Below are 24046 nucleotides of genomic sequence, written 5' to 3'. Positions count from 1 at the left end.
TCTTTCGAGGCGGGTTCATGGCGGTTGGAATTTTCGACAGCGGGCTGGGCGGCCTGACGGTCTGGGACGCGGTGCACAAGCGCCTGCCCGATGTGCCGTTGGTCTATCTGGGCGACAACGCGCACACGCCCTACGGGGTGCGCGATGCCGACGACATTTATGAGCTGACCAGGTCCGGTGTGGCGCGGCTGTTCGATGCGGGCTGTGATCTTGTGATCCTGGCGTGCAACACCGCGTCCGCGGCCGCCCTGCGCCGGATGCAGGAGGCGTGGGTACCGCAGGGCAAGCGCGTGCTGGGCGTTTTTGTCCCGCTGATTGAGGCGCTGACCGAGCGGCAATGGGGCGACAATTCCCCCCCCAGAGAGGTGGCGGTAAGCAACGTGGCGCTGTTTGCGACCCCCGCCACGGTGGCGAGCCGCGCGTTCCAGCGCGAGCTGGCATTTCGTGCCATCGGCGTGGATGTCGAGGCGCAGGCCTGCGGCGGCGTGGTGGATGCCATCGAGGAAGGCGACATGATCCTTGCCGAGGCGCTGGTGCGGTCCCATGTGGACGCGCTCAAGCGCAAGATGCCGCACCCGCAGGCGGCGGTTCTGGGCTGCACGCATTACCCGCTGGTCGAGGAGGTATTCCGCGATGCACTGGGCCCCGAGGTGTCGGTCTATTCGCAACCGAGCCTCGTGGCGGCGAGCCTTGCCGATTACCTCGGGCGCCATCCCGACAAGCTGGGACAGGGGGAAGAGGGGGTATTTCTTACCACCGGCGATCCCAAGCGCGTTTCGAGCCGCGCGACGCAGTTCCTGCGACGAGAGATCGCGTTCCAGCCCGCCTGATCCCTGACTGACCATCCTCTGCGAGGACACCGACATGACCCATAAGATCGCCATCCTCGGCGCTTCCGGCTATACCGGGGCCGAGCTTGTCCGGCTCATCGCCACCCATCCCGCGCTCAAGATCGCGGCGCTTGCCGCCAATTCCAAGGCGGGGCAGGCGATGGGCGCTGTGTTTCCCCACTTGCGCCATCTCGACCTGCCCGACCTCGTGACCATCGACGCCATTGATTTCTCCGGCATCGACCTGTGCTTTTGCGCGCTGCCGCACAAGACCAGCCAGGAGGTGATCGCGAGGCTGCCACGCGATCTGCGCATCGTGGACCTGTCGGCGGATTTCCGGCTGCGGGACCCGGCGGATTACGAGAAATGGTATGGCAACCCCCATGCCGCGCCGGAGTTGCAGAAAGAGGCGGTCTATGGGCTGACCGAGTTCTACCGCGATGAGATCGCCGCCGCGCGGCTGGTGGCCGGGACGGGGTGCAACGCGGCGACGGGGCAATACATGCTGTGCCCGCTGATCGCCGCGGGGCTGATCGACCTGGACGAGATCATCCTCGATCTGAAATGCGGGGTGTCGGGGGCGGGGCGCAGCCTGAAGGAAAACCTGCTCCATGCCGAGCTTTCCGAGGGCTATCACGCCTACGCGGTGGGCGGCACGCATCGGCACCTGGGCGAGTTCGACCAGGAATTTTCCCGGATCGCCGGGCGGCCGGTGCAGGTTCAGTTCACGCCGCACCTCGTGCCGGCCAATCGCGGCATCCTCGCTACGGGCTACGTGCGGGGCGAGGCGGGCGCGATCCACGAGGCGCTCGCCGCCGCCTACCGCTCCGAGCCGTTCATCGAGGTGCTCCCCCTTGGCGAGGCCCCCAGCACGCGCCACGTCCGGGGCAGCAATTTCTGCCATGTCGGGGTGGTGGCCGACCGGCGCCCGGGGCGCGCCATCGTCATCGCGGCGCTTGATAACCTGACAAAAGGTAGCAGCGGGCAGGCATTGCAAAACGCCAACCTGATGTTATCTCTGCCCGAGACCGCAGGGCTGATGCTGGCCCCGGTCTTTCCCTGACGAAGGGTGGAGCCCATGAAAACCCTCAAGAAGAAACGCCGTGTCCAGGTCGTGGCCATTGCCGCGCTGGCGCTGATCGCGGCCACCGCGCTTATCGGCTACGGGATGCGCGACGGCATCAATTTCTTCCGCTCGCCCAGCCAGGTCGTCGCCGAGCCGCCCGCGCCGACGGAGGTGTTTCGCATCGGCGGGCTGGTCGAGGAGGGCAGCATCCGGCGCGGCGAGGGCGAGACCGTGCGCTTTGCCGTCACCGATGGCGGCGCGTCGGTGCCGGTCACCTTTACCGGCATCCTGCCCGATCTGTTTGCCGAGAACCAGGGCATGGTCGGCACCGGCTCGTTGCGCGATGGCGTCTTTGAAGCGTCCGAAATCCTCGCAAAGCACGACGAGGATTACATGCCCAAGGAGGTCGTGGACGCGCTCAAGGAGCAGGGTGTCTACCAGGAACCGGGCGGAAGCTAGGGCTGTCGGCGTCGGCTTTCGAGTATTTTAACCAAGAAGAAGCCATGATCGGCTGAGACGTCGGCGCGCGCTGCGTCAGGCGCGCGTTAACCTGTATGCCACGATCCTCTCGTCCGTGTTTCACAGGGCGGGACGGACAGGCGGATGCGAAGTGTCGAGCGGATAGCTGAAGAGATCGTCGCCCGCGAGGGCGGCTTCGTCAACGACCCGGACGATCCGGGCGGGGCCACCAGTTTCGGTGTGACGATCCACACGCTGCGGCGTCTGGGGATCGATCTCGACGGCGATGGCGATGTGGACGAGGCCGACGTGCGGCGGGTGACACGCGCGCAGGCGGTCGATCTCTTCATCGAGCACTATTACCACCGCCCCGGTATCGCGCGGCTGCCACAGGCGCTGCGCGCCGGCGTGTTCGACATGCAGGTGAATGCCGGGGCGAATGCCGTGCGTATCCTTCAGCGGCTGTTGCGCGAGATGGGGCAGGCGGTGGCGGTGGACGGGGTGATCGGCCCGCGGACCGTGGCCGCCGCAGAAGCCGCCGCACGCGCCGCCCCCGGCCACATCGCCGACGCCTACGGGATCGCGCGCCGCAATTACTATTTCCGCCTCGCCGATGCCCGCCCGGCCCTGCGCAAGTTCGCGCGCGCGCGGTCCGGCGGCAAGGGCGGCTGGATACGGCGCGCCGAGGAGTTCATCTCGCCGCGCTATCACCTGAGCGACGCCGGGTTTCAGAGGAGGGTGGCGGAATGGTAGGCGATATCCTGCGGGTGCTGTTCGGCGGTGGCGGCAACGTCGTGCGCGAAACGGCCGAGGTGTTTCGTGTCAATGCCGAGGCCGCCGATGCCCGCGCGGCCGCGATGCAGCGCGCGGCGCTCGACCAGATGGCGGCAGAGTTCCGACCGGAGGGCAGCGGCCTGTTCGACCGGGTCATCGACGCGCTCAACCGCCTTCCGCGCCCGGCGATGGCGCTCGGCACGCTGGGCCTGATGGTGGCGGCGATGGTCGATCCGCTGTGGTTTGGCGAGCGGATGGCGGGGCTGGCGCTGGTGCCCGAGCCGCTGTGGTGGCTTCTGGGCGCGATCGTGAGCTTCTATTTCGGGGCCCGCCACCAGGCCAAGGGGCAGGAGTTCCAGCGCGGGCTGGCAGCAAGCCTCGCACACGCGCCGCAGGTGCTCGCCACGATCGAGGGCCTGCGCCGCCTGCGCCATGACAGCCCCGGTGCCGCCGATCCCGGTCCGGATGCGCGCGCCACGCTGGGCGCCGTCGCGCCGGAGGAAAACGCCGCGCTGACGGACTGGCGCGCCGGGCGCTGAGGGGTGCCGCGACAATGTGATCCGGGATTTACGCCGATTGCGATTGGATGGCGGGCGCGCAGCCCCTATACTCACAGTCATGATTATCGAACTTGGCCACTTCTCCCTCATCCTCGCCCTTTTCGTGGCCTGTCTTCAGGCCACGATCCCGCTCATTGGCGCGCATCGGCGATGGCCCGGATGGATGGCGGTGGCCGAGCCGGCCGCCACCGCGCAGTTCCTGTTGATCGCGGCGTCTTTCGCCGCGCTGACCTATGCCTTTGTCACCTCGGATTTCTCGGTGCAACTCGTGGTGCTCAACAGCCATACCGACAAGCCGCTGCTCTACAAGATCACCGGCGTCTGGGGCAATCACGAGGGCTCGATGCTCCTGTGGGTGCTGATCCTGTCGATCTTCGGCGCGGCGGTGGCGTGGTTTGGCGACAACCTGCCGCCGACGCTCAAGGCGCGGGTACTGAGCGTTCAGGCGATGATCGGGGTGGCGTTCCTCGCCTTCGTGCTGTTTACGTCCAACCCGTTTTTGCGCATGGCCGTGCCGCCTTTCAACGGGCAGGACCTCAACCCGTTGCTGCAAGATCCCGGCCTCGCGTTCCATCCCCCATTCCTCTACCTGGGCTATGTCGGGCTCTCGATGACCTTTTCCTTTGCCGTGGCGGCATTGATCGAGGGGCGCGTGGATGCCGCGTGGGGTCGCTGGGTGCGGCCCTGGACGCTGGCGGCATGGGTGTTTCTCACCATCGGTATCGGGCTGGGGTCGTGGTGGGCCTATTACGAGCTGGGCTGGGGTGGTTTCTGGTTCTGGGACCCGGTCGAGAATGCGAGCTTCATGCCGTGGCTCGTTGCTGCCGCGCTCTTGCACTCTGCCATCGTGGTGGAGAAGCGCGAGGCGCTCAAGAGCTGGACGATCCTGCTGGCGATCATCGCCTTCGGATTCTCGATGGTGGGGGCGTTCATCACCCGCTCGGGGGTGCTGACGAGCGTGCACGCCTTTGCCACCGATCCCGAGCGCGGGGTGTTCCTGCTGGCCATTCTCGCGGTGTTCATGCTGGGGGCGCTCACGCTCTTTGCCGCGCGGGCCGGGGCGATGCAGGCCAAGGGCGTGTTCGGCGTGGTAAGCCGCGAATCCGCGCTTGTGCTGAACAATATCCTGCTCGCGGTCGCGGCGTTCGTGGTGTTCTTCGGCACGCTATGGCCGCTGGTCGCGGAAATGGCGTTCGACCGCAAGCTGTCGGTGGGGGCGCCGTTCTTCAACGCGGCCTTCACGCCGTTCATGGTGGCGCTCGGCCTCGTGCTGCCGGTGGGGGCGATGCTGTCGTGGAAACGCGCCAAGGTGGGGCGCGTGCTGCGCGCGCTGGCCCCGGCCTTTGTGCTGGCGGTGGCGGTGGGTGCGCTGGCCTGGGCGATGCAGAGCGGGCGCTCGGCGCTGGGGCCGGTGGGGATGTTGCTGGCGGCGTGGCTCGTCTCGGGCGCGGCAGTGGACCTGTGGTCGCGCACCGGGCGCGGGCGCGGGCGGCTCGCCCGCCTGACCCGTCTGCCGCGCGCCGACTGGGGCAAGTCGGTGGCGCATGCCGGGTTCGGTGTGACCATCGCGGGCATTTCCGCGATGATGGCGTGGGAGGCCGAGGACATCCGCGTGATGCAGGAGGGTGACACGCTGGAGCTGTCTGGCTATACGCTGCGCCTCGACGAGGTGCATCGCGAGCAGGGGCCGAACTATATCGCGACCGTCGCCACGCTGACGCTGGGCCGGGATGGCCGCGAGATCGGCACCATGCGGCCCGAGAAGCGGGTCTATCCCGTGGCGCAGATGCCCACCACCGAGGCCGCGCTCGACAATGGCTTCCTGCGTGACATCTATGTGGCCATCGGCGACCCGCAGGATGGCGGCGGCTGGGCGGTGCGCAGCTATTACAAGCCGCTGGCGAACTGGATCTGGGGGGGTGCAATCCTGATGGCGCTGGGCGGTTTCATCTCTCTGAGCGACCGTCGTTTCCGCGTGGCCGCAGGGGCGCGCAAGGTGCCGCAGGGGGTGCCCGCGGAATGAAACGGCTGATCCTTGTCCTGTGCATGATCGCCGCGCCCGTATTCGCGGTGCAGCCCGACGAAGTGCTCGACGACCCGGCGCTCGAGGCGCGCGCGCGCGATATTTCTGCCGGGTTGCGCTGTCTCGTGTGCCGCAACGAGAGCATCGACGATTCCAACGCCGAACTGGCGCGCGATCTGCGTCTGCTGGTGCGCGAGCGGCTGGTGGCGGGCGACACCAACGAGGAGGCGGTGGACTACATCGTCGATCGTTATGGCGAGTACGTTCTGCTCAAACCCACGGTTGGCGGCGCGAACCTCCTGCTCTGGCTCGCCGGGCCGCTGATGCTGGGCGCGGGGCTGGTGATGGGGGGGCTCTACTTGCGGCGCCGCTCGGTGGCGACAGAGCCCGGGACGGCCCGGCTCAGCGCGCAGGAAGAAGCGCGGTTGCGTGAAATCCTCGACGATTGACGCGCCGTCCCCCTTGGCCTTGCCGGCTGCCTGCGCTTTGATGGCGTGACAGCACGCAGGAGGCGCGACACCATGAAGCATTACGAGACCATAACGCTCGACATCTCTGACGACGTGGCCACGCTGTGCCTCGACCGGCCCGAGCGCATGAACGCACTCAACACCCGGATGCGCGCCGAGATCACCGATGCCGTTACCCACGCGGGCCGCGAGGCGCGGGTGGCGGTGCTCACCGGCAATGGCCGCGCGTTCTGTTCGGGGCAGGACCTCAGCGACGGCGGCAATGCCGCCACGCTCGATCTCGAACGGGTGCTGCGCGAGGAATACGTACCGATGCTGCGCGCGATCACCGACTGCCCGGTGCCGACGATCAGTGCGGTGGGCGGTCCCGCGGCGGGGGCGGGGGCCAACCTCGCGCTGGCGGCGGACGTGGTCATCGCCGCCGAGAGTGCCTATTTCCTGCAGGCATTCACCCGCATCGGGCTGATGCCCGATGCTGGCGGAACATGGGCATTGCCGCGCCAGATGGGGCTCGCCAAGGCGATGGGGGCCGCGCTTTTTGCCGAACCGATCAGCGCAAGGCAGGCGAGCGACTGGGGCATGATCTGGGAATGCGTGAGCGACGAGGGGTTCGAGGCGCATTGGCAGGCCCGCGCGGCAAAGCTTGCCTCCGGGCCGACGCAGGCCTACCGCGCGGTAAAAGAGGCGATCCGGGGGTCGTGGGACAATACGCTTGAGGCTCAGCTGGACCTTGAGGCAAGGCTGCAAGGCGCCTGCGGCCAGAGCCGCGATTTCCAAGAGGGCGTGCTGGCCTTTCTTGAAAAGCGCAGCGCGCGGTTCGAAGGGCGCTGAGGCGACGGGGCGTTCCTAGTCTGGGGCGGACGGCGGGACTAGCATCGCGCGGCTTCTCAACCGTCAGGCCAAAGGCAGAAACAGGCCAATCCTGACACCATCCCCGAACAAGAAAGGCCCGCCATTGGCGGACCTTTTCCATCAAATCGCATGGCGCGAACTGAAATCCTTAACGCTTCTCGATATCCACGTAGTCGCGCAGCGTCGCACCCTGATAGAGCTGGCGCGGGCGGCCAATCTTCATCTGCGGGTCGCTGATCATCTCTTTCCACTGGGAAATCCAGCCGATTGTGCGTGACACCGCGAAAATGGGCGTGAACATCGAGGTCGGGAAGCCCATCGCCTCGAGGATGATGCCCGAATAGAAATCCACGTTCGGGAACAGCTTCTTCTCGGTGAAATACGGGTCCGCAAGCGCCTGTTTCTCCAGCTCCTTGGCGACCTGCAGCGTCGGGTTGTTATCTATGCCCAAAAGCTCCAGCACCTCGTCGGCGGATTGCTTCATCACCTTGGCGCGCGGATCGAAATTCTTGTAGACGCGGTGGCCGAACCCCATCAGGCGGAACGGGTCGTCCTTGTCCTTGGCGCGGGCGATGAATTCGGGGATGCGGTCGGGCGTGCCGATCTCCTGCAGCATTTCCAGGCACGCCTGGTTGGCGCCGCCATGCGCGGGCCCCCACAGGCAGGCGATGCCGGCGGCGATGCAGGCGAACGGGTTGGCCCCCGACGACGAGGCCAACCGCACCGTCGAGGTGGATGCGTTTTGCTCGTGATCGGCGTGCAGGGTGAAGATGCGATCCATCGCGCGGCTGAGGATCGGGTTGACCTCGTAATCCTCGGCCGGGACCGAAAAGCACATGCGCAGGAAGTTCGACGCATAGTCGAGATCGTTGCGCGGATATTCGAAGGGCTGCCCGATGGAGTACTTGTAGGCCCAGGCCGCGATGGTCGGCATCTTGGCGATCATGCGGATCGAGGCCACTTCACGCTGCCACGGGTCGCGGATATCGGTGCTGTCATGGTAGAAGGCCGACATCGCGCCCACGACGCCCACCATGATCGCCATCGGGTGCGCGTCGCGGCGGAAGCCGCGGAAGAAATACACCATCTGCTCGTGCAGCATGGTGTGCCCGGTCACGCGGCTCTCGAAATCCTCGAGTTCCGCGGGCGAGGGCAACTCGCCGTAGAGCAGCAGGTAGCAGACCTCCAAAAAATGCGACTTCTCGGCCAGTTGGTCGATCGGGTAGCCGCGGTGCAGCAATTCGCCCTTGTCGCCGTCGATGAAGGTGATGGTGCTGTCGCAGCTTGCCGTCGAGGTGAACCCGGGATCATAGGTGAAGACGCCCGCCGTGCCATAGAGCTTGCGGATATCCACCACGTCAGGCCCGGCCGTTGGCGAAAAGATCGGCAACTCATAGGTCTTGCCTTCGATCTCCAGCTTTGCGGTTCTTTTTTCGTCTGACATTCCGGGGTCCTCCCTCTCGGAGTCCGGCGCGCCCTGGGCGCGTCGGACTGGGTATACTTATTCTCCTTGCCAGAGGATTACCCCTCGTCGCAAGCGGCGTCGGTCAGCCGGGCGATCGTTTCCTTTCGCCCGAGGACCAGCATCATGTCGAACACGCTCGGCGTCGCCGTGCGCCCGGCCAGCGCGGCCCGGAGCGGCCCCGCCAGCTTGCCGAATTTCATTCCGTGAGCCTCGGCTATGCCATTCGCCACGGTCTCGAGACTGTCGCGGGACCACGTAGCATTTTGCAACTGCGGCGTCAATTCTATCAGTATACGACGGGATACATTGTCGAGCTGCGCTGCCGCCTTCTCCTCCGGGACGATGGGGCGATCGGTTATGATAAATGCCGCTTTATCAAGAAGTTCTGGAAATGTCTTGGCGCGATCCTTGAGGCAGTACATGCCCCGTTCCATGAGCGCCAACTTTGCATCAGACAGCGGGGGCGCACCGGTCACGGCCAGGAATCCCTGCAATTCATGCAGCAGTGCAGCATCCGCCGTTGCCGCGATGTGCTGACCACAGAGATTCTCCAGCTTCTTGAAGTCGAGCCGCGCGGGGGCCTTGCCGATCCTGGTGATGTCGAACCACTTCCGCGCCTGCGCGTCGGTAAAGAATTCGTCATCGCCGTGGCTCCAGCCGAGACGGGCGAGGTAATTGCGCATCCCAGCCGCCGGATAGCCCATGTCCCGGTATTCCGCGACCCCGAGCGCGCCGTGGCGCTTCGACAGCTTCTTGCCGTCGGGGCCGTGGATCAGCGGGATATGGGCGTAGGTGGGCAGGGGCCAGCCCATCGCCTGGTAGATCAGCATCTGGCGCGCGGCGTTGTTGAGGTGGTCGTCGCCCCGGATCACATGGGTCACGCCCATGTCGTGATCGTCCACCGCGACGGCGAGCATGTAGACCGGCGAGCCGTCGCTGCGCAACAGAACCATGTCGTCGAGCTGATCGTTGCGGATCGTCACGTCGCCCTGCACCACGTCGGCGATCACCGTGGTGCCCTCGCGCGGGGCCTTGATGCGGATGACATGGGGTGCGCCCTCGGGATGGCTGGCCGGATCGGCGTCGCGCCACGGACTTTGGTAGAGAGTTGAGCGGCCCTCGGCGCGGGCCGTCTCGCGGAACGCCTCGATCTCTTCCTGCGTGGCGTAGCAGCGATAGGCCTCGCCCGCCTCCAGAAGCTGATACGCGACCTCGGCGTGGCGGTCGGCGCGGGCGGCCTGGCTCACGGCCTCGCCGTCATGGTCAAGGCCCAGCCAGGCCAACCCGTCGAGGATCGCCTGTGTCGCCTCGGGGGTGGAGCGGGCGCGGTCGGTATCCTCGATGCGCAAGAGAAAGCGGCCGCCGCGACCGCGCGCATAGAGCCAGTTGAACAGCGCCGTGCGCGCCCCGCCGATATGCAGGAAACCGGTAGGCGAAGGGGCGAAACGGGTCACGACCTGTTGCGTCATGGGCGGGCTTAACCTTTTCTTAACGATGCCGGGGCGAGGATGCGGCCTATCTATCGGCCCACCGGGAGGGAGACAAGTGGCGCGCATCGCAGAGGTGATCGAGCGCGGCTGGCTCCTCCAGCGCGGGGCGCTGTTTCCGTGGGTTCCGGTTCTTCTGGCCTGCGGCATCGGCGGGTATTTCGCCCTGCCGGATGAACCGCCCGGCGCGGTGCTCGCCTCCTGCGGCGCGCTCGCGGCAGCGGTCCTCGCACTGGCGCTGTGGCGGGGGCGGGAATGGTCCGGGCCGCTGGGCTGTGCGCTGGCGGTATTGCTGGCCGGCGTGGCGATCGCGGGCATGCGCACGCATCTGGTGGCGGGCCCGGTGCTGGGCTTTCGCTATTACGGCCCGGTCGAGGGACGGATCGTCGCGATTGATCGGTCGGCCTCGGACGCGTTGCGCCTGACGCTCGACCGGGTCACGCTCTCTCGGGTCGATCCCGACCGGGTGCCGGTGCGGGTGCGCGTTTCGTTGCACGGGGTTGCCGATGCCGAGGATGTCGTGCCGGGGCTGCGGGTCATGACCACCGCCCATCTCGCGCCGCCCGCCGGGCCGGTGGAGCCGGGCGGTTTCGATTTTCGGAGGCATGCGTGGTTCCAGAGGATCGGCGCGGTGGGCTATACCCGCGTGCCGGTGATTGCGCTGGCCGAGGCCGGAGGGGAACAACACCTGTTCCGCATCCGGATGGCGCTTGCCGATCACGTCCGCGCGCGCCTGCCGGGTCAGCCCGGTGCTTTTGCCGCCGCGATCATGACCGGCGACCGCTCGGGCCTGTCGCAGGATACGCTGGAGGCGATGCGCATATCGAGCCTCGCGCACCTGCTGGCGATCTCGGGGCTGCACATGGGGCTGGTCGCGGGTTTTGTCTTTGCCGCCGTGCGGCTGGTGCTCGCGGCGGCGCCTCGGGTGGCGCTCAAATGGCCCATAAAGAAGATTGCCGCCGCGCTCGCGCTGCTCGCCGGGGCGGGTTATCTCGCGTTGTCGGGGGGGAACGTGGCGACCGAACGCGCCTTCGTCATGGCCTCGGTGATGCTGATCGCGGTGATCCTCGACCGCCGCGCGCTCAGTTTGCGCGCGGTTGCGGTCGCGGCGATCATCGTGCTTTGCCTGCGGCCCGAGGCGCTGCTCGGTCCCGGCTTCCAGATGTCCTTTGCCGCGACGGTGGCGCTTGTCGCCGTGTTCGGTTGGTTGCGCGACGCACAGGTGCCGCTGGGGTCGCGCTGGCTGCGCCCGGTGCTGGCGGTGGTCATTTCGTCGGCTGTGGCGGGGGCGGCGACCGCGCCGGTTGCGGCGGCACATTTCAACCAGTTTGCGCAATACGGCCTGCCCGCGAACCTTGCGAGCGTGCCGCTGATGGGGGTGCTGGTGATGCCCGCGGCGGTGATCGCGGCGCTATTGCTGCCCTTCGGGCTCGACGGGTTGCCGCTGTGGGTGATGGGGTGGGGGCTCGACTGGATCCTCGGCGTTGCCGATTGGTCCGCGGGGCTTGAGGGGGCGCGCGTCCCGGTGGTGGCACCCGATGCGAATGCGCTGCCGCTGATCGCGCTGGGCATGCTATTCGTGGTGCTGTGGCAGGGGCGTGCACGCCTCATGGGCCTTGCTCCGGTGGCGGTGGCCGCGCTCCTGTGGGCGCAGGCCGGGCGCCCGGTGCTGCTCATCGCCGACAGTGGTGGACTGGTGGGCGTGATGACCGAGGCGGGGCGCGCGCTCAACAAGCCGCGCGGGGGCGGCTTCGTGGCCCGGAACTGGCTGGAAAACGATGGCGATGCCGCCGCGCAGGAAGAGGCCCATGCGCGATGGAGCGATGATCTGCTGGCCCCCTTCGCGGTTTCCGTGCGTCTTGGTCGCGCCGCGGCGCGTGGCCCGATTGACTGTGCAGGCGCGCAACTTCTGGTGTTGACGACCGATCCCGAGGGGGTGCCCGAGGGCGGTTGCCGCGTGGCCTCGCCGCGCACGCTGCGCGTGACCGGCTCGCTTGCGATCTTTGCTGACGGAACGCTGTTGCAGAGCGCGGCGATCGTGGCGGGGCGGCGCCCGTGGGCGCCGGGCCAGGATCAGTAGGTGCGGATCAGCCCGACGAGACGACCCTGCACGCGCACCATGTCCTCGGGCAGGACACGCGGCTCGTAGGCGGGGTTAGCGGCCTCGAGAACGATGGTGTGCCCGCGGCGCAAGAAGCGTTTGAGCGTTGCCTCTTGGTCCTCGATCAGCGCGACCACGATATCGCCGTTATCGGCCACCTGTGTTTCGCGAATAATGACCACGTCGCCGTTGTTGATGCCGGCGTCGATCATGGAATCGCCCTTGACCTCGAGCGCGTAGTGATCGCCCCGGCCCGAGATCATCTCGGCGGGGACGCTGATGTTGTGGCTGGCATGGGCGATCGCCTCAATCGGCGTGCCGGCGGCGATGCGACCCATCACCGGCAGCGACAGCGCATCGGCGGTTTCGACCGGCATGGCGTTGGCGGGCTGTGGCGGGGCGTAGCGGCGGTCGCCCTCGACCACGCGCGGGACGAAGCCGGTCTGCCCCTGGTCGGCGATCATGTCGGGCAGGCGCACGATCTCGATTGCGCGGGCACGGTGCGGCAGGCGCCGGATGAAGCCGCGTTCCTCCAGTGCCGTTATCAGACGGTGGATGCCGGATTTTGACCGGAGGTCAAGCGCTTCGCGCATCTCGTCAAAGCTGGGCGGGACGCCGTCGCGTTGCACGCGCTTGTGGATGAAATCGAGCAGGTCGCGTTGTTTTCTGGTCAGCATCCCGGCCTCCGTGCGGACATGTCGCTCATGTTCTACAGGTGTTCCCGTTTTGTGTCAATCCGTTCCAGGCACAGGTCACATCCGCACGCCGGTGCCCTGCAAGACCCCGTGTTCGAGCGCGTAGCGCGTGAGCCCTGCGGTCGATGAGATGCCGAGCTTGCGCTTTATGTTCTTGCGGTGGGTTTCGACCGTGCGCACCGAGATGTCGAGCGCACCGGCCACTTCCTTGTTGGATTTGCCCTGCGCGAGCAAGAGCAGGATGGTCTGTTCGCGGTTGGTGAGTTGTTCGCGGTCGGGCGCGACAAACGGGGCGAGCGAGCCCTGCGCGCCGGTGCAGAGATAGCGCTGCCCGGCCATCACCGCGTCGATGGCGTGCTTGATCTCGTCTACCGGCACGTCCTTGAGCACGTAGCCCGAGGCCCCGTGGCTGAGCGCCGAAGTGATGTATTCGGGGCTGTCATGCATGCTGAGGATCAGGATGCGCGTGCCGGGGCGGCGTTCGAGCAGGATCTCGGTGGTTGATAGCCCGCCGATCCCCGGCATGTTGAGGTCGAGCAGGACCACGTCCGGGGCGAGGTCTCTGATCTGGTCAATGATTGCATGCCCATCGGCGAGCGCGGCGATCACCTCGATATCCTCGTAGCTTTCGAGGATGGACTGGATGCCCTCTGTGACCATCGGATGATCGTCGACGATGACGACGCGGGTGGGAGCGTGGGTCATGCCGTTGCCCTTTTTGTTTCGGGGGCCGTCTCGGACTGGCCCTGCGGCGTCAGAAGATGGGTGAGCGGCACCGTGGCCTCGATCTCGGTGCCCTCGGGCGAGGAGCGGATCTCGAAACGCCCGTCGATCTGCTCGATGCGCTCTTGCATGTTGCGCAGGCCGAGCCCGCCGCCTGCGCTCGCGCGCGCGGCGTCGATGCCACAGCCGTTGTCGGTGATGCGCAGTGTGCCACCGCTTGCGTGGCCGCGCAGGTCGATATGGACGCGCGTCGCAGCGGAATGGCGCTCGATATTGGTGAGCGTCTCCTGTGCGATGCGGTAGAGCGCGATCTTGGCTTCCTCGTCGAGCCGGTTGCGAAACACCACGGTCGCAAACTGGGTCTCGATGCCGGTGCGGCGGCCGAAATCCTCTGCCAGCGCCTTGAGCGCGGGGCCGAGGCCGAGATCGTCGAGCGCGCCGGGGCGCAGATCCCGGCTGATGCGGCGCACCTCCTGGATGGCGGTGGAGAGATGCGCGGCACCGCGGTCGAGCGTATCCCCGGCGCGCGCATCGCCTGCGGCCAGCCGCCGCCGTGCGGTTTCCAGGGCGTAGCGCACGCCCACGAGTATCTGGCTGATGCCGTCATGCAATTCGCGCGCGACGCGCCCGCGCTCTTCTTCCTGCGCGTCGAACACACGCTGTGTCAGCATCTTGAGCTTGGCATTTGCGAGGCGGCGCTCGCGGATCGTGATGAAGAGGCCGGTCACGAAGACGAAGATCAGCGCGAGCATCGTCGCCCCGCCGACATAGAAAAAGGTGCGCTGCACGCGCGTCTCCACTTGCTGTCGCGAAGCGGCGACCGCTGCGATCACGTCGTCGATGAATACCCCCGTACCGATCGCCCACTGCCAGTCCTGAAGCCCGATGACATAGGCCACCATCTGCGTGCGCTCGCCGGTCGAGGGCTTGGGCCAGATGAAGCTGTGATAGCCCCCGCCCGAGCGCGCCAGACGGATCAGCTCGTCAGTGACGGGCACGCCCGACGAATCCTCCAGCCCGGTCCAGTTGCGCCCGATCAACTCGGTGCGCCGGGGGCTGACGAGGTTGGTGCCGTTGTAGTCGAAGACGAAGAAGTAGCCATCCTGCCCGTAGAGCATGGCGGCGAGGATCTGGCTGACCTGTTCCATCGCCTCGCGGTCGTCGGGGGCGGCGCGGCCATAGATGTTGACGAAGGCGGTGCGCGCGATGGAGATGTAATTCTTCAGCTCCGCGCGCTTGGCCGAGATGAGCTGCGCCTCCAGGGTTTCGATCTCGCGTTCGGCCATCTGCCGCGCTTGCAGCGTGACCACGACCGAGACTGCCACCGCCGTCAGGATCAACGGCAGGGTGGCGAGCAGAAACAGCTTCTGCCCGTAGTTGAGCCTTGCGGTTGCGAGCCAGCCTTTCATACGAAAGCGATAAGGCCAAACCGGTACCATTTCCAGCCTCTTGCCGCGAGGGCGGCACCGATCGGGTTCCGGTCGCGCGGGATCAGCGGTCGGGATCGTGCCACTCGGCCTCGGGCACCTCGCGCCGCCTGAGCCGCATGGCGAGACCAAGCGCCACGCCCACGCCAATGGCCAGAGTGAGATCCGTCAGCACCGTGAGCACCAGCGTGATCAATAAGAGCCCCTGATCCGAGCGCCGCGCCGCCAGGTGGCGGTGCCAGTGCTGCGGCTCGGACATGTTCCATGCGGTGATGAGCAACAGCCCCGCCAGCGCGGGCATGGCCAAGAAACCCGCAAGTGGCGCTGCAAGCAGCATCACGAGCAGGATGACGATGGCATGGATCATTCCGGCCACCGGCGTCCTGCCGCCTGCGTGAACATTGGTGGCGGTGCGCGCGATGGCCCCGGTCACGGGCAGCCCGGCAAAGAGCGCCGCGCCCGTGTTGGCCACGCCATTGGCGATTACCTCGGCATTGGGGCGGGTGTTGCCCCCGATCATCCGGTCGGCAACGGAGGCCGACAGGAGCGATTCCACCCCGGCGAGAAAGGCGATGACAAGCGCCGAGGGAAGCAGTTCGGTCATCCGCTGAAGGCTGAGCTCCGGTATCTGCGGCCAGGGCAGGGTATTGGGCAGCGCGCCAAAGCGCGATTGCAGCGTGTCCACGGGCAGGTCCAGCAGCACGACCGCCCCGGAACAGAGCGCCATGGCCACGATCAATCCCGGAAAGCGCGGGGCGAGACGGCGCAGCACGAGGATCACCGCCAAGGTGCCGCCCCCGATCGCGAGCGCGCGCGGATCGAAGGTTTCGCGCGCCTCCCAGAGCGCGGCGAGTTTGGGCAGGAAATCGGCGGGCAGGTCGGTTGCGGACAGGCCGAAGAGGTCGCGCAACTGGCTGGTGGCGATGATGATGGCGATGCCGATGGTAAAGCCGCTGATTACTGCCTCGGGGATGTGCCGGATAAGGCTGCCGGCGCGAAAATATCCGGCGATCACAAGTATCAGCCCCGCCATCAGCGTTGCGAGCACCAGACCGTCGTGACCGTGCTCGGCGATCACCCCGTAGACCACGACGATGAACGCCCCGGTCGGTCCGCCGATCTGCACCCGGCTGCCGCCGAGCGCCGAGAGAAGGAAGCCGCCGATGATCGCCGTGGTCAGACCCGTTGCGGGCGACGCACCCGACGCGATGGCAATGGCGATGCTGAGCGGCAGCGCCACCGTGGCCACGGTGATCCCGGCGATCAGGTCGGCCCGGAACAGCGCGGCGGTATAACCGGGCAGTGTGGTGAGGATTTTCGGCTTCATGGCCGTGTTGAACACCTGCGCCCGCGCGTGTGCAAGGCGGAATCGACACGGGAAGGATGCGACAAAAATCCGTGTGACTACGCAGTAATCGGTATTTGCAGGTCGCGAATCGCGGGCTAAGGTCTGCGCACTTTAACGATCCGCGGAACGTCCGGGAGAGGGGCGACCGCTCAAAAATGGGGAGGGAACCATAATGGATCGCCGTTCGTTTCTGAAAAATACCGCGATTGGCGGCAGTGCTGCCGCTGCCGGAACGCTGGCCGCGCCTGCCATCGCGCAGGGCAATCGCACGCTGACGATGGTCACCACGTGGGGCCGCGGTCTTGCCGGTGTGTTCGACGCCGCGCAGCGCGTGGCCGACAGCATTAACGGTATGTCCGATGGCAGCCTCACGGTCGATGTAAAGGGCGCAGGTGAACTCGTCGGTGCGTTCGAGGTGTTCGACGCCGTGACCGCCGGTCAGGCCGACATGTATCACGGGGCCGATTACTATTTCGTCGGTCAGCACCCTGCGTATGCCTTCTTCACCTCGGTGCCCTTCGGCATGACGGCGCAGGAACTGGTGAACTGGTATTACCACGGCGACGGCGCCGGCTTCCACGACGAGTTGGGCCAGATTTTCGGTCTCAAGTCGTTCCTCGCGGGCAATACCGGCGCGCAGGCGGGCGGCTGGTTCTCGAAGGAGATCAACGGCCCCGAGGATTTCAACGGCCTCAAGTTCCGCATGCCGGGCCTGGGCGGCAAGGCGCTGGGCAAGCTGGGCGCGAGCGTCCAGAACCTGCCCGGATCGGAAGTCTACCAGGCGCTTGCCTCGGGGGCCATCGACGGCACCGAGTGGATCGGACCCTGGGCCGATGAAAAGGCCGGATTCCAGGAGATCACCAAGACCTACTACACTGCCGGTTTCCACGAGCCGGGCGCGGGCCTGTCGATCGGCATGAACCGCGAGGTGTTCGAGAGCCTGAACGCACAGCAGCAGAAGATCGTCGAGATCGCCTGCGCCGAGGCGCATCAGTGGAACCTCGCGCAGTTCCTTGCCAACAACTCCGCCGCGCTTCAGCGCCTGCAATCCGCGGGCGTCAAAACGCTGGAATTCCCCGACAGCGTTTGGGACGCGTTCGGCCAGGCCTCCAACGAGGTCCATCAGGAAAACATGGGCGACGACATCTACAAGCGCGTCTACGACAGCTACATGGCGTCGATGGCGGCCTCGTCCTCGTGGATCCAGAAATCCGACGGTGCCTATACCGCACAGCGTGACCGCGTGCTGGGCTGAGGCCAATCGCCGGTAACTAACGGCGCAGGCCCCGGGGTATCCGGGGCCTGCGCGCCTACCTGGCAGGGGCAGGTGCCCGCGCGGAGGATCGCGGGTGCGAGGGGGAAACATGATCGACGCAGTCCTGTGGTTTTTCCAGAACGTCGCAATGGCCTTCGTGAACTTTGGCTACGCGGTCACGCATCCGGGCCTCTGGCTCGACTGGTCCGACAAGCAGGCCATCATGCGGGTGGTTTATTACGGCGGATCGGTCGAGTTCTTCTTCGTGGTATTCACCACCTTCCTCGTGCTGACCGGCATCGGCATCTGGCGCAAGGGCGTGATGTGGGCCTGCGTACGCGGCCTTGAGGGCTTTGCCAACACGGTAGGCCGCCTCGTGGCCTGGGCGGGCCTCGTTATGGTGATCCAGCAGATCGTCATCGTTTTCGTTCAGCGGATATTTGCGCGGCCTGACATCGTTCTGGGCGTGGGCATACCGCTGGAATTCGACATCAGTTGGTGGGCCGAGGAACTCAAGCTCTACAACGCCATGGTGGTGGCGCTGTGCTGTACCTACACCTTCGTGCAGGGCGGGCATGTGCGGGTGGACCTGATCTATGCCCAGGTCAGCCACCGTGCCAAGCGGGGGATCGACATGGTGGGCAGCCTCGTCTTCATGATGCCGATGGCGGTGCTCATCTGGATGTATGGCTGGTTCTTCCTCTGGCGGCACCTGATCGTGCCCAAGCCATCGGCCTCTGACACCATTGACCGGCTGCTACTGAAGGCGCGGGCGCTGCGCTGGAACGTCGAAACCATCGGGTTCAGCCCCAACGGGTTCAACGGGTATTTCCTGTTCAAGGTGCTGCTTGTGTTCTTCGCCGGCATGATCTTCCTGCATGCGATGGCGTTCTTCTGGCGCTCGCTGCTGGAATACCGCGAGGGGCTGGAAAGCACCGACAGATACCTCGACCGCGACACGCTGGGCGAGGGCGAAGAAGCCTATGAAGGCACGCATTAAAGGGGCGGGTGAGACATGCTATTCGGACTTGACGGCGTCGAGATCGGCCTGATCATCGTGTTCCTGTGCCTGTTCGGGGGGATACTCTCGGGTTTTCCGGTGGCCTTCGCCATCGGCGGCGCCGGGATCGTTTCCTTCGCGATCATCGCCGGGCTCGACAGCGCGGGGCTCTTGATTCACCAGGCCATCGACACGTCGAGCGAGGCGTATAACGCCCTCGTCGCCGGTGGCGCGCGGCCCGAGTCCATCTCGATCTTCCGGTACCCCGAGCTGCCGCGTAGCGGCATGCCGGTGTTCCCGCAGGGCTGGGAGACGGCGCTCGACCGCAATATCTCGTTCATCGTCAATCGCATCAACGAGCGCGTTCTGGCGGGCGCGGCGATCGAGACGCTGCTCGCGGTGCTGATGTTCGTGATGATGGGCATCACGCTGGAGCGGTCCAAGATCGCCAACGACCTGCTCACCACGATGGCGCGGGTGTTCGGGCCGTTGCCCGGGGGCCTCGCGGTGTCGGTGGTGGTGGTGGGCGCGTTCCTCGCCGCCTCGACCGGGATCGTGGGCGCGACGGTGGTGACGATGGGGCTTCTGAGCCTACCAACCATGCTGCGCAACGGCTATTCGCCGCAGATCGCTACCGGGGTGATCGCGGCCTCGGGCACGCTGGGGCAGATCATCCCGCCGTCGATCGTGATCGTGCTTCTGGGCACGCTGGCGGGCGATCTCTATTCCGTGGCGCAGGAGAACCGCGCGCAGCTTGCCGGCTGCTCGGACGCGCTCACCTACCTGGGCGAGCCCGCCGTGGTGTCGGTGGGCACGCTTTTCCAGGCGGCGCTCTTGCCCGGCATCCTGCTGGCGCTGCTCTATGCGCTCTATGCCTTTGGCTACGCGCTGGTGAACCCTTCGAAGGCCCCGGCGGTACAGCTTGCCGATGGCGGCGGCGAGCCGATCACCCGCGCCGAACGATTCACCTGGTTCGCCGGGGTGCCGGTGGCGCTCATCGCGGGCTCGATGCTGCTGTCGTCGCTGGGCGTGGTCGGCTCGCAGGGCCTGCGGGTGGATACGTTCACCGACATGGGTGAGACGGCCTCGCTGCGGACCAATGTGAGCGACGAGTGCCGCGCCTCGATGATCGATCTGCACGGACAGGCGGCCTGGGACGACGCGGTCGCCGAGCAAAAGGCCATCGACGAGGCAGGCGGGGTGGAACAGAGCGTGCGCCTCAGCCCCGAGCGGATCGTCGAGTTGCGCGCCGAGAAGGCGGCGAATGCCGCGCCTATCGGAACCGGCGTGGCCACGATCATGGTGATGCTCGGGCTGGTGCTGGCGCTGGCGCGGGGTGTGTCGCCCTCGGCCTCGCCGGCGCCGCTGCTCGTCGGCGCGCTCGGCATCGTGCTGGGGCTTCTGGCCGATATTCTCCTCATCCCGGCGACGATGTCCTCGGGGGCGACATGGCTGATCCTCGCGATCCCGATGGGGCTTGCCCTCTACGGCTGCGCCCATGGCGCGGTGCGGCTGGCGGGTAACGAGCTCATCCGCGTTGTGTTCCCGCCGCTGGTGCTGATCGTGGCGGTGCTGGGCTCGATCCTGGGCGGCATCACCAACCCCACCCCCGCCGCCGCGCTTGGCGCGGGCGGGGCGATCATGCTGGCTGCCTACCGCAAGCTGCGTGACCAGGACCGCTCGCCGCGGATCATCCTGTTCTCCACCTTGGCGATCGTGCTGGCGATCCTCATCGGCATCAATTTTGACCTGCGGATCAATATGGAGGAGGTCGGTTTCGAATCCTGGGTGGCGTTCATCTTTGCCTATGGTGCCTATCTCTACGCGCTCTTCGGCCTGCTATTTGCCTGCTGGGTGCTCTTTACCGGCGGCGTGCTCAGCCCGGTGGTGCGCGAGACCGCCAAGGTCACGAGCATGGTGTTCACCATCCTGATCGGCTCGCAGCTTCTCAACCTCGTGGTCATCTCGTTCGGTGGCGAGCATTACATCCAGCAATTCCTCATGAGCTTTGACAACGAGTTCAAGGTGTTCCTGATCGTGATGCTGGTGCTGTTCTTCCTCGGCTTCGTGCTCGACTTTCTCGAGATCATCTACATCGTGATCCCGATCGTCGGCCCGGTGATCTATGGCGGCAGTTTCGACCCGAAATGGGTGACGATCATGATCGCGGTGAACCTGCAGACCTCGTTCCTGACACCGCCCTTCGGCTTCGCGCTTTTCTACCTGCGCGGGGTGGCACCGAGGGGGGTGACGACCGGGCATATCTATGCGGGGGTGTTTCCCTTCGTGCTGATACAGGTGGTGGGGCTGGCGATCCTGTGGTTCTTCCCCGATATCGTGACGATCCTGCCGGACCTCATGAGGTGAGGCGCCACCGGTGACAATGATGTGCATCAATTACAAAGGTTAAGTGGTCCGTTTAACATTTCCTTCATGGCGCCTGTCCCGGGGGGCAGGGTCAGTGATACACTGGAGGTTATGATGGGTTCTTTAAGTAACAGGAGATTGCCGCAACTGGCGGCGCTCGCTATTGGCGTCGGGATGTTGGGCGCGTCGGCCAGCTTTGCTGCCGATCAGGGTTCGATCGCGCGTGGCGGGAAACTTTATGACAAATGGTATAAAGTGATCAAGGAAGAGCCACCGGCCGAGTCGCACAAGCTCTATCCCGCTGATGCGACATACGCCGACAAGGCCAAATCGAACTGGCGTTGCAAGGAATGCCACGGCTGGGATGGCATGGGCGCCGATGGGGCCTATAGCAGCGGCAAGCATTTCAGCGGTATCAAGGGCATAAACGGCATGAAGGGTGGCGATCCGGCGGCCGTCGTGGCGCTTCTCGCAGGGCCGGGACACGGCTATGGCGACTATCTCTATGAAGAGGATCTGACCGATCTGGCGAATTTCGTCGTTTCCGGGCAGAGCAATTACGGCGATTACATCGAGGACGGCAAGATCGTAGGTGATGTCGAGAACGGCAAGCAGGTCTATGCTACGGTTTGCGCCAATTGCCACGGTGCCGACGGCAAGGAACCCAAGGAGATGCCACCGCTCGGCTCGCTTACCGGAAACCCGTGGGAGTTGATGCACAAGGTGCTCAACGGCCAACCCGGCGAGACAATGCCGGCCCTGCGTGCCATCGACCATCAGATCGCGGCGGACGTCATCGCCTATATCGACGCGGAACTGCCAGAGCAGTAATCGCCTCAGCATGACATCGTCTGGCCGGGCGCAGCCTGTTGCGCCCGGGAATGTTCTTGTTTGCGGGAAAAACGGCAATGATACGACTTATCAAGCGGCTATGGCACTGGTTCACGCGGCCCAGTGTACTGATCGGGCAGGGCGTGTTGCTGGTGATCGGTGGTATTGGCGGCATCATCTTCTGGGGCGGATTCCATACCGCGATGGAGGCGACGAACACATTGGAATTCTGCGTCTCCTGCCATGAGATGCGTGACACCGTCTACCAGGAATACAAGACCAGCGTGCACTACAAGAACGCCTCGGGCGTCCGCGCCGTCTGCTCGGATTGCCATGTGCCCCACGCCTGGGGGCCCAAGGTGGTGCGCAAGATCCAGGCCACCAACGAGCTTTGGCACAAGGTGCGCGGCACTATCGACACGCCGGAGAAATTCGAGGCCAAGCGCGAGGAAATGGCCAACCATGTCTGGGCGGCGATGACGCGCACGGATTCCCGTGAATGCCGCAACTGTCATAGCTTCGAGGCGATGGATTTCGAGAAGCAGGGACGCCGGGCGCGCGAAAAGATGGAGGTGGTGGCCATTGAAGGCCATGCGCCGGACGGATCGTCAACCTGCATCGACTGTCACAAGGGCATCGCTCACAACCTGCCCAAGGTTGAACGCGACGATTGACGCTGGTCGCGCGGCCCCGTGGCCGCGCGTCAGACCATCATCTCCTTGGTCGCCGAGAGTGTCACCTCCGGGTAATCCCGTTCGACCCGGTCGATATCCCATTGCAGCCGCGTGAGATAGACCACGTCGCCGTCATGGTCGTGGGCGATGTGTTGCTTGTTGGCGGCGATGAACGCCTCGACCTTGTCGCGCGGGCCGGTGACCCAGCGCGCCGAGGTGAACTGCGAGCCCTCCAAGCGCACCGGTAGCCCGTATTCCAGCTCGATCCGGCTGCCCAGAACCTCGAACTGCAACTGCCCCACCACGCCGACGATGAAGCCCGAGCCGAAGGCGGGCTTGAACACCTTGGCCGCGCCCTCCTCGGCGAATTGCATCAGCGCCTTTTCCAGGTGCTTGGCCTTCATCGGGTCGCCTGCGCGGGCCTGTTGCAACAGTTCCGGTGCGAAGGAGGGGATGCCGCTGACGCGCAGGTTCTCGCCCTCGGTCAGCGTGTCGCCGATGCGCAACTGCCCGTGGTTGGGGATACCGATGATGTCGCCCGCCCAGGCCTCTTCGGCGAGTTCCCGGTCGGCGGCGAGAAACAGCACCGGGGCGGAGACGGTGATCGGCTTCTTCGCGCGCACGTGGGTGAGCTTCATCCCGCGCCGGAAATGCCCCGAGGCGAGGCGGAGAAAGGCCACGCGGTCGCGGTGGCGCGGGTCCATGTTGGCCTGCACCTTGAACACGAAGCCGGTGACCTTGTCCTCTTCGGGGGCGATCTGGCGGGGGGTGGCGCGCTGTGGCTGCGGTTCGGGGGCGTAGGCGCCGATCCCCTGCATCAGCTCGCGCACGCCGAAGGAGTTGATCGCCGAGCCGAACCATATGGGCGTCATGTGCCCCTCGCGCACGGCCTGCGCGTCGAGCGGAGGCAAGAGCTCACGCGCCATCTCGACATCCTCGCGCAGCTTGTCCAGCAGGGCGGGCGGCACGTGGTCGGCCATTTTGGGATCATCCAGCCCCTTGATCTCGATGGTTTCGGCGACGCGGTTGCGGTCGGCGCGGTCCATCAGTTCAAGCCGGTCGTGGAGCATGTCGTAGCAGCCCAGGAAATCGCGCCCCTGCCCGATGGGCCAGCTTGCGGGCGTGACGTGGATGGCAAGCATCTCCTGGATTTCGTCGATGATCTCGAATGTGTCGCGGGCCTCGCGGTCCATCTTGTTGCAGAAGGTCAGGATCGGCAGGTCCCGCATCCGGCAGACCTCGAACAGCTTGCGCGTCTGGCTCTCTACCCCCTTGGCGCCGTCGATCACCATCACCGCGGCATCCACGGCCGTCAGCGTGCGGTAGGTATCTTCGGAGAAGTCAGAGTGGCCCGGCGTGTCCACGAGATTAAAGCGGAATTCCTTGAAATCGAAGGACATGGCCGAGGCCGAGACGGAAATGCCCCGGTCCTTTTCCATCTGCATGAAATCCGACCGGGTGCGCCGGGCCTCGCCCTTGGCGCGGACCTGACCGGCCATCTGGATCGCGCCGCCATAGAGCAGGAATTTCTCGGTCAGCGTGGTCTTGCCCGCATCCGGGTGCGAGATGATCGCGAAGGTGCGGCGGCGCGCGATCTCGGGCGGCAGGGCGGGGCGGTTGGGGCTCTGGTCCAGCATGG

Annotated in this window: 21 protein-coding genes; 14 read left to right on the top strand and 7 right to left on the bottom strand. The window is 65.8% G+C overall.

The window, feature by feature from the left end; genetic code table 11:
• Positions 1–17 precede the first annotated feature (17 nt).
• From CRJ03_RS13570 to CRJ03_RS13535, 8 genes are all read left to right on the top strand, one after another.
• Positions 18–830 carry a glutamate racemase gene (locus tag CRJ03_RS13570; protein WP_104019410.1) on the top strand — a complete coding sequence of 271 codons (813 nt, stop codon included), beginning with the start codon at positions 18–20 and terminating at the stop codon, positions 828–830.
• Between the two features lie 34 nt (positions 831–864).
• A complete protein-coding gene (argC, locus tag CRJ03_RS13565; RefSeq protein WP_104019409.1) occupies positions 865–1893 on the top strand; it encodes an N-acetyl-gamma-glutamyl-phosphate reductase in 1029 nt (342 codons plus the stop codon).
• Positions 1894–1908: 15 nt separating this feature from the next.
• Positions 1909–2355: a cytochrome c maturation protein CcmE gene (ccmE, locus tag CRJ03_RS13560; protein ID WP_104019408.1), complete on the top strand. Its 447-nt coding sequence runs from the start codon at positions 1909–1911 to the stop codon at positions 2353–2355.
• A gap of 144 nt (positions 2356–2499) precedes the next feature.
• A complete protein-coding gene (locus CRJ03_RS13555; RefSeq protein WP_104019407.1) occupies positions 2500–3108 on the top strand; it encodes a holin-associated N-acetylmuramidase in 609 nt (202 codons plus the stop codon).
• Positions 3102–3668, top strand: coding sequence for a holin family protein (locus CRJ03_RS13550; RefSeq protein ID WP_104019406.1), 567 nt, complete (start codon positions 3102–3104; stop codon positions 3666–3668). Before CRJ03_RS13555 ends, CRJ03_RS13550 begins: the two co-directional genes overlap by 7 nt.
• A gap of 79 nt (positions 3669–3747) precedes the next feature.
• Entirely contained in the window at positions 3748–5712 is a 1965-nt protein-coding gene (locus tag CRJ03_RS13545; protein ID WP_104019405.1) for a heme lyase CcmF/NrfE family subunit, read from the top strand.
• Complete coding sequence (locus CRJ03_RS13540; protein ID WP_104019404.1) at positions 5709–6161, top strand: cytochrome c-type biogenesis protein; 453 nt, start codon at positions 5709–5711, stop codon at positions 6159–6161. The genes CRJ03_RS13545 and CRJ03_RS13540 overlap by 4 nt, the downstream gene beginning before the upstream one ends.
• 72 nt (positions 6162–6233) lie before the next feature.
• On the top strand, positions 6234–7013 hold the full coding sequence (locus tag CRJ03_RS13535) for an enoyl-CoA hydratase-related protein (RefSeq protein WP_104019403.1): 780 nt from the start codon (positions 6234–6236) through the stop codon (positions 7011–7013).
• A gap of 169 nt (positions 7014–7182) precedes the next feature.
• On the opposite strand, the gene gltA is transcribed toward CRJ03_RS13535, so the two are convergent.
• Positions 7183–8478 carry a citrate synthase gene (gene gltA, locus CRJ03_RS13530; protein ID WP_104019402.1) on the bottom strand — a complete coding sequence of 432 codons (1296 nt, stop codon included), beginning with the start codon at positions 8476–8478 and terminating at the stop codon, positions 7183–7185.
• A 77-nt stretch (positions 8479–8555) separates the two neighbouring features.
• Positions 8556–9968: a glutamate--tRNA ligase gene (gene gltX, locus CRJ03_RS13525; RefSeq protein WP_104019401.1), complete on the bottom strand. Its 1413-nt coding sequence runs from the start codon at positions 9966–9968 to the stop codon at positions 8556–8558.
• A 25-nt stretch (positions 9969–9993) separates the two neighbouring features.
• On the opposite strand from gltX, the gene CRJ03_RS13520 reads away from it, so the two are divergent.
• Positions 9994–12066: a ComEC/Rec2 family competence protein gene (locus CRJ03_RS13520; RefSeq protein WP_104019632.1), complete on the top strand. Its 2073-nt coding sequence runs from the start codon at positions 9994–9996 to the stop codon at positions 12064–12066.
• Here the strand turns inward: CRJ03_RS13520 and lexA are convergent.
• From lexA to CRJ03_RS13500, 4 genes are all read right to left on the bottom strand, one after another.
• A complete protein-coding gene (gene lexA / locus CRJ03_RS13515) occupies positions 12060–12764 on the bottom strand; it encodes a transcriptional repressor LexA (protein WP_104019400.1) in 705 nt (234 codons plus the stop codon). The genes CRJ03_RS13520 and lexA overlap by 7 nt on opposite strands.
• Positions 12765–12839: 75 nt before the next feature.
• Complete coding sequence (locus CRJ03_RS13510) at positions 12840–13487, bottom strand: response regulator transcription factor (protein WP_104019399.1); 648 nt, start codon at positions 13485–13487, stop codon at positions 12840–12842.
• On the bottom strand, positions 13484–14914 hold the full coding sequence (locus CRJ03_RS13505) for a cache domain-containing protein (protein WP_104019398.1): 1431 nt from the start codon (positions 14912–14914) through the stop codon (positions 13484–13486). Before CRJ03_RS13505 ends, CRJ03_RS13510 begins: the two co-directional genes overlap by 4 nt.
• Before the next feature lie 82 nt (positions 14915–14996).
• On the bottom strand, positions 14997–16259 hold the full coding sequence (locus CRJ03_RS13500) for a SulP family inorganic anion transporter (protein ID WP_104019631.1): 1263 nt from the start codon (positions 16257–16259) through the stop codon (positions 14997–14999).
• A gap of 193 nt (positions 16260–16452) precedes the next feature.
• On the opposite strand from CRJ03_RS13500, the gene CRJ03_RS13495 reads away from it, so the two are divergent.
• The 5 genes from CRJ03_RS13495 to CRJ03_RS13475 all read left to right on the top strand — a co-directional run bounded on the left by CRJ03_RS13495 (position 16453) and on the right by CRJ03_RS13475 (position 22407).
• Positions 16453–17535, top strand: coding sequence for a TRAP transporter substrate-binding protein (locus CRJ03_RS13495; RefSeq protein ID WP_104019397.1), 1083 nt, complete (start codon positions 16453–16455; stop codon positions 17533–17535).
• A 109-nt stretch (positions 17536–17644) separates the two neighbouring features.
• Positions 17645–18535 (top strand): TRAP transporter small permease subunit, encoded by an 891-nt coding sequence (locus CRJ03_RS13490; RefSeq protein WP_104019396.1) that lies wholly within the window; start codon positions 17645–17647, stop codon positions 18533–18535.
• Between the two features lie 15 nt (positions 18536–18550).
• Positions 18551–20902 carry a TRAP transporter large permease gene (locus CRJ03_RS13485; RefSeq protein ID WP_104019395.1) on the top strand — a complete coding sequence of 784 codons (2352 nt, stop codon included), beginning with the start codon at positions 18551–18553 and terminating at the stop codon, positions 20900–20902.
• Between the two features lie 138 nt (positions 20903–21040).
• Positions 21041–21733: a c-type cytochrome gene (locus CRJ03_RS13480; RefSeq protein WP_165375317.1), complete on the top strand. Its 693-nt coding sequence runs from the start codon at positions 21041–21043 to the stop codon at positions 21731–21733.
• A 77-nt stretch (positions 21734–21810) separates the two neighbouring features.
• Positions 21811–22407 carry a NapC/NirT family cytochrome c gene (locus tag CRJ03_RS13475; protein WP_104019393.1) on the top strand — a complete coding sequence of 199 codons (597 nt, stop codon included), beginning with the start codon at positions 21811–21813 and terminating at the stop codon, positions 22405–22407.
• Between the two features lie 29 nt (positions 22408–22436).
• Here CRJ03_RS13475 and CRJ03_RS13470 read toward each other — a convergent pair whose 3' ends face one another.
• On the bottom strand, positions 22437–24044 hold the full coding sequence (locus tag CRJ03_RS13470) for a peptide chain release factor 3 (RefSeq protein WP_104019392.1): 1608 nt from the start codon (positions 24042–24044) through the stop codon (positions 22437–22439).
• Positions 24045–24046: the final 2 nt, after the last annotated feature.

It is taken from the genome of Roseovarius nitratireducens (genome assembly GCF_002925845.1).
Lineage (GTDB): Bacteria > Pseudomonadota > Alphaproteobacteria > Rhodobacterales > Rhodobacteraceae > Roseovarius > Roseovarius nitratireducens.
The sequence above is the reverse complement of the archived record's forward strand: the minus strand, read 5'-3'. Positions and strand labels throughout refer to the sequence as shown.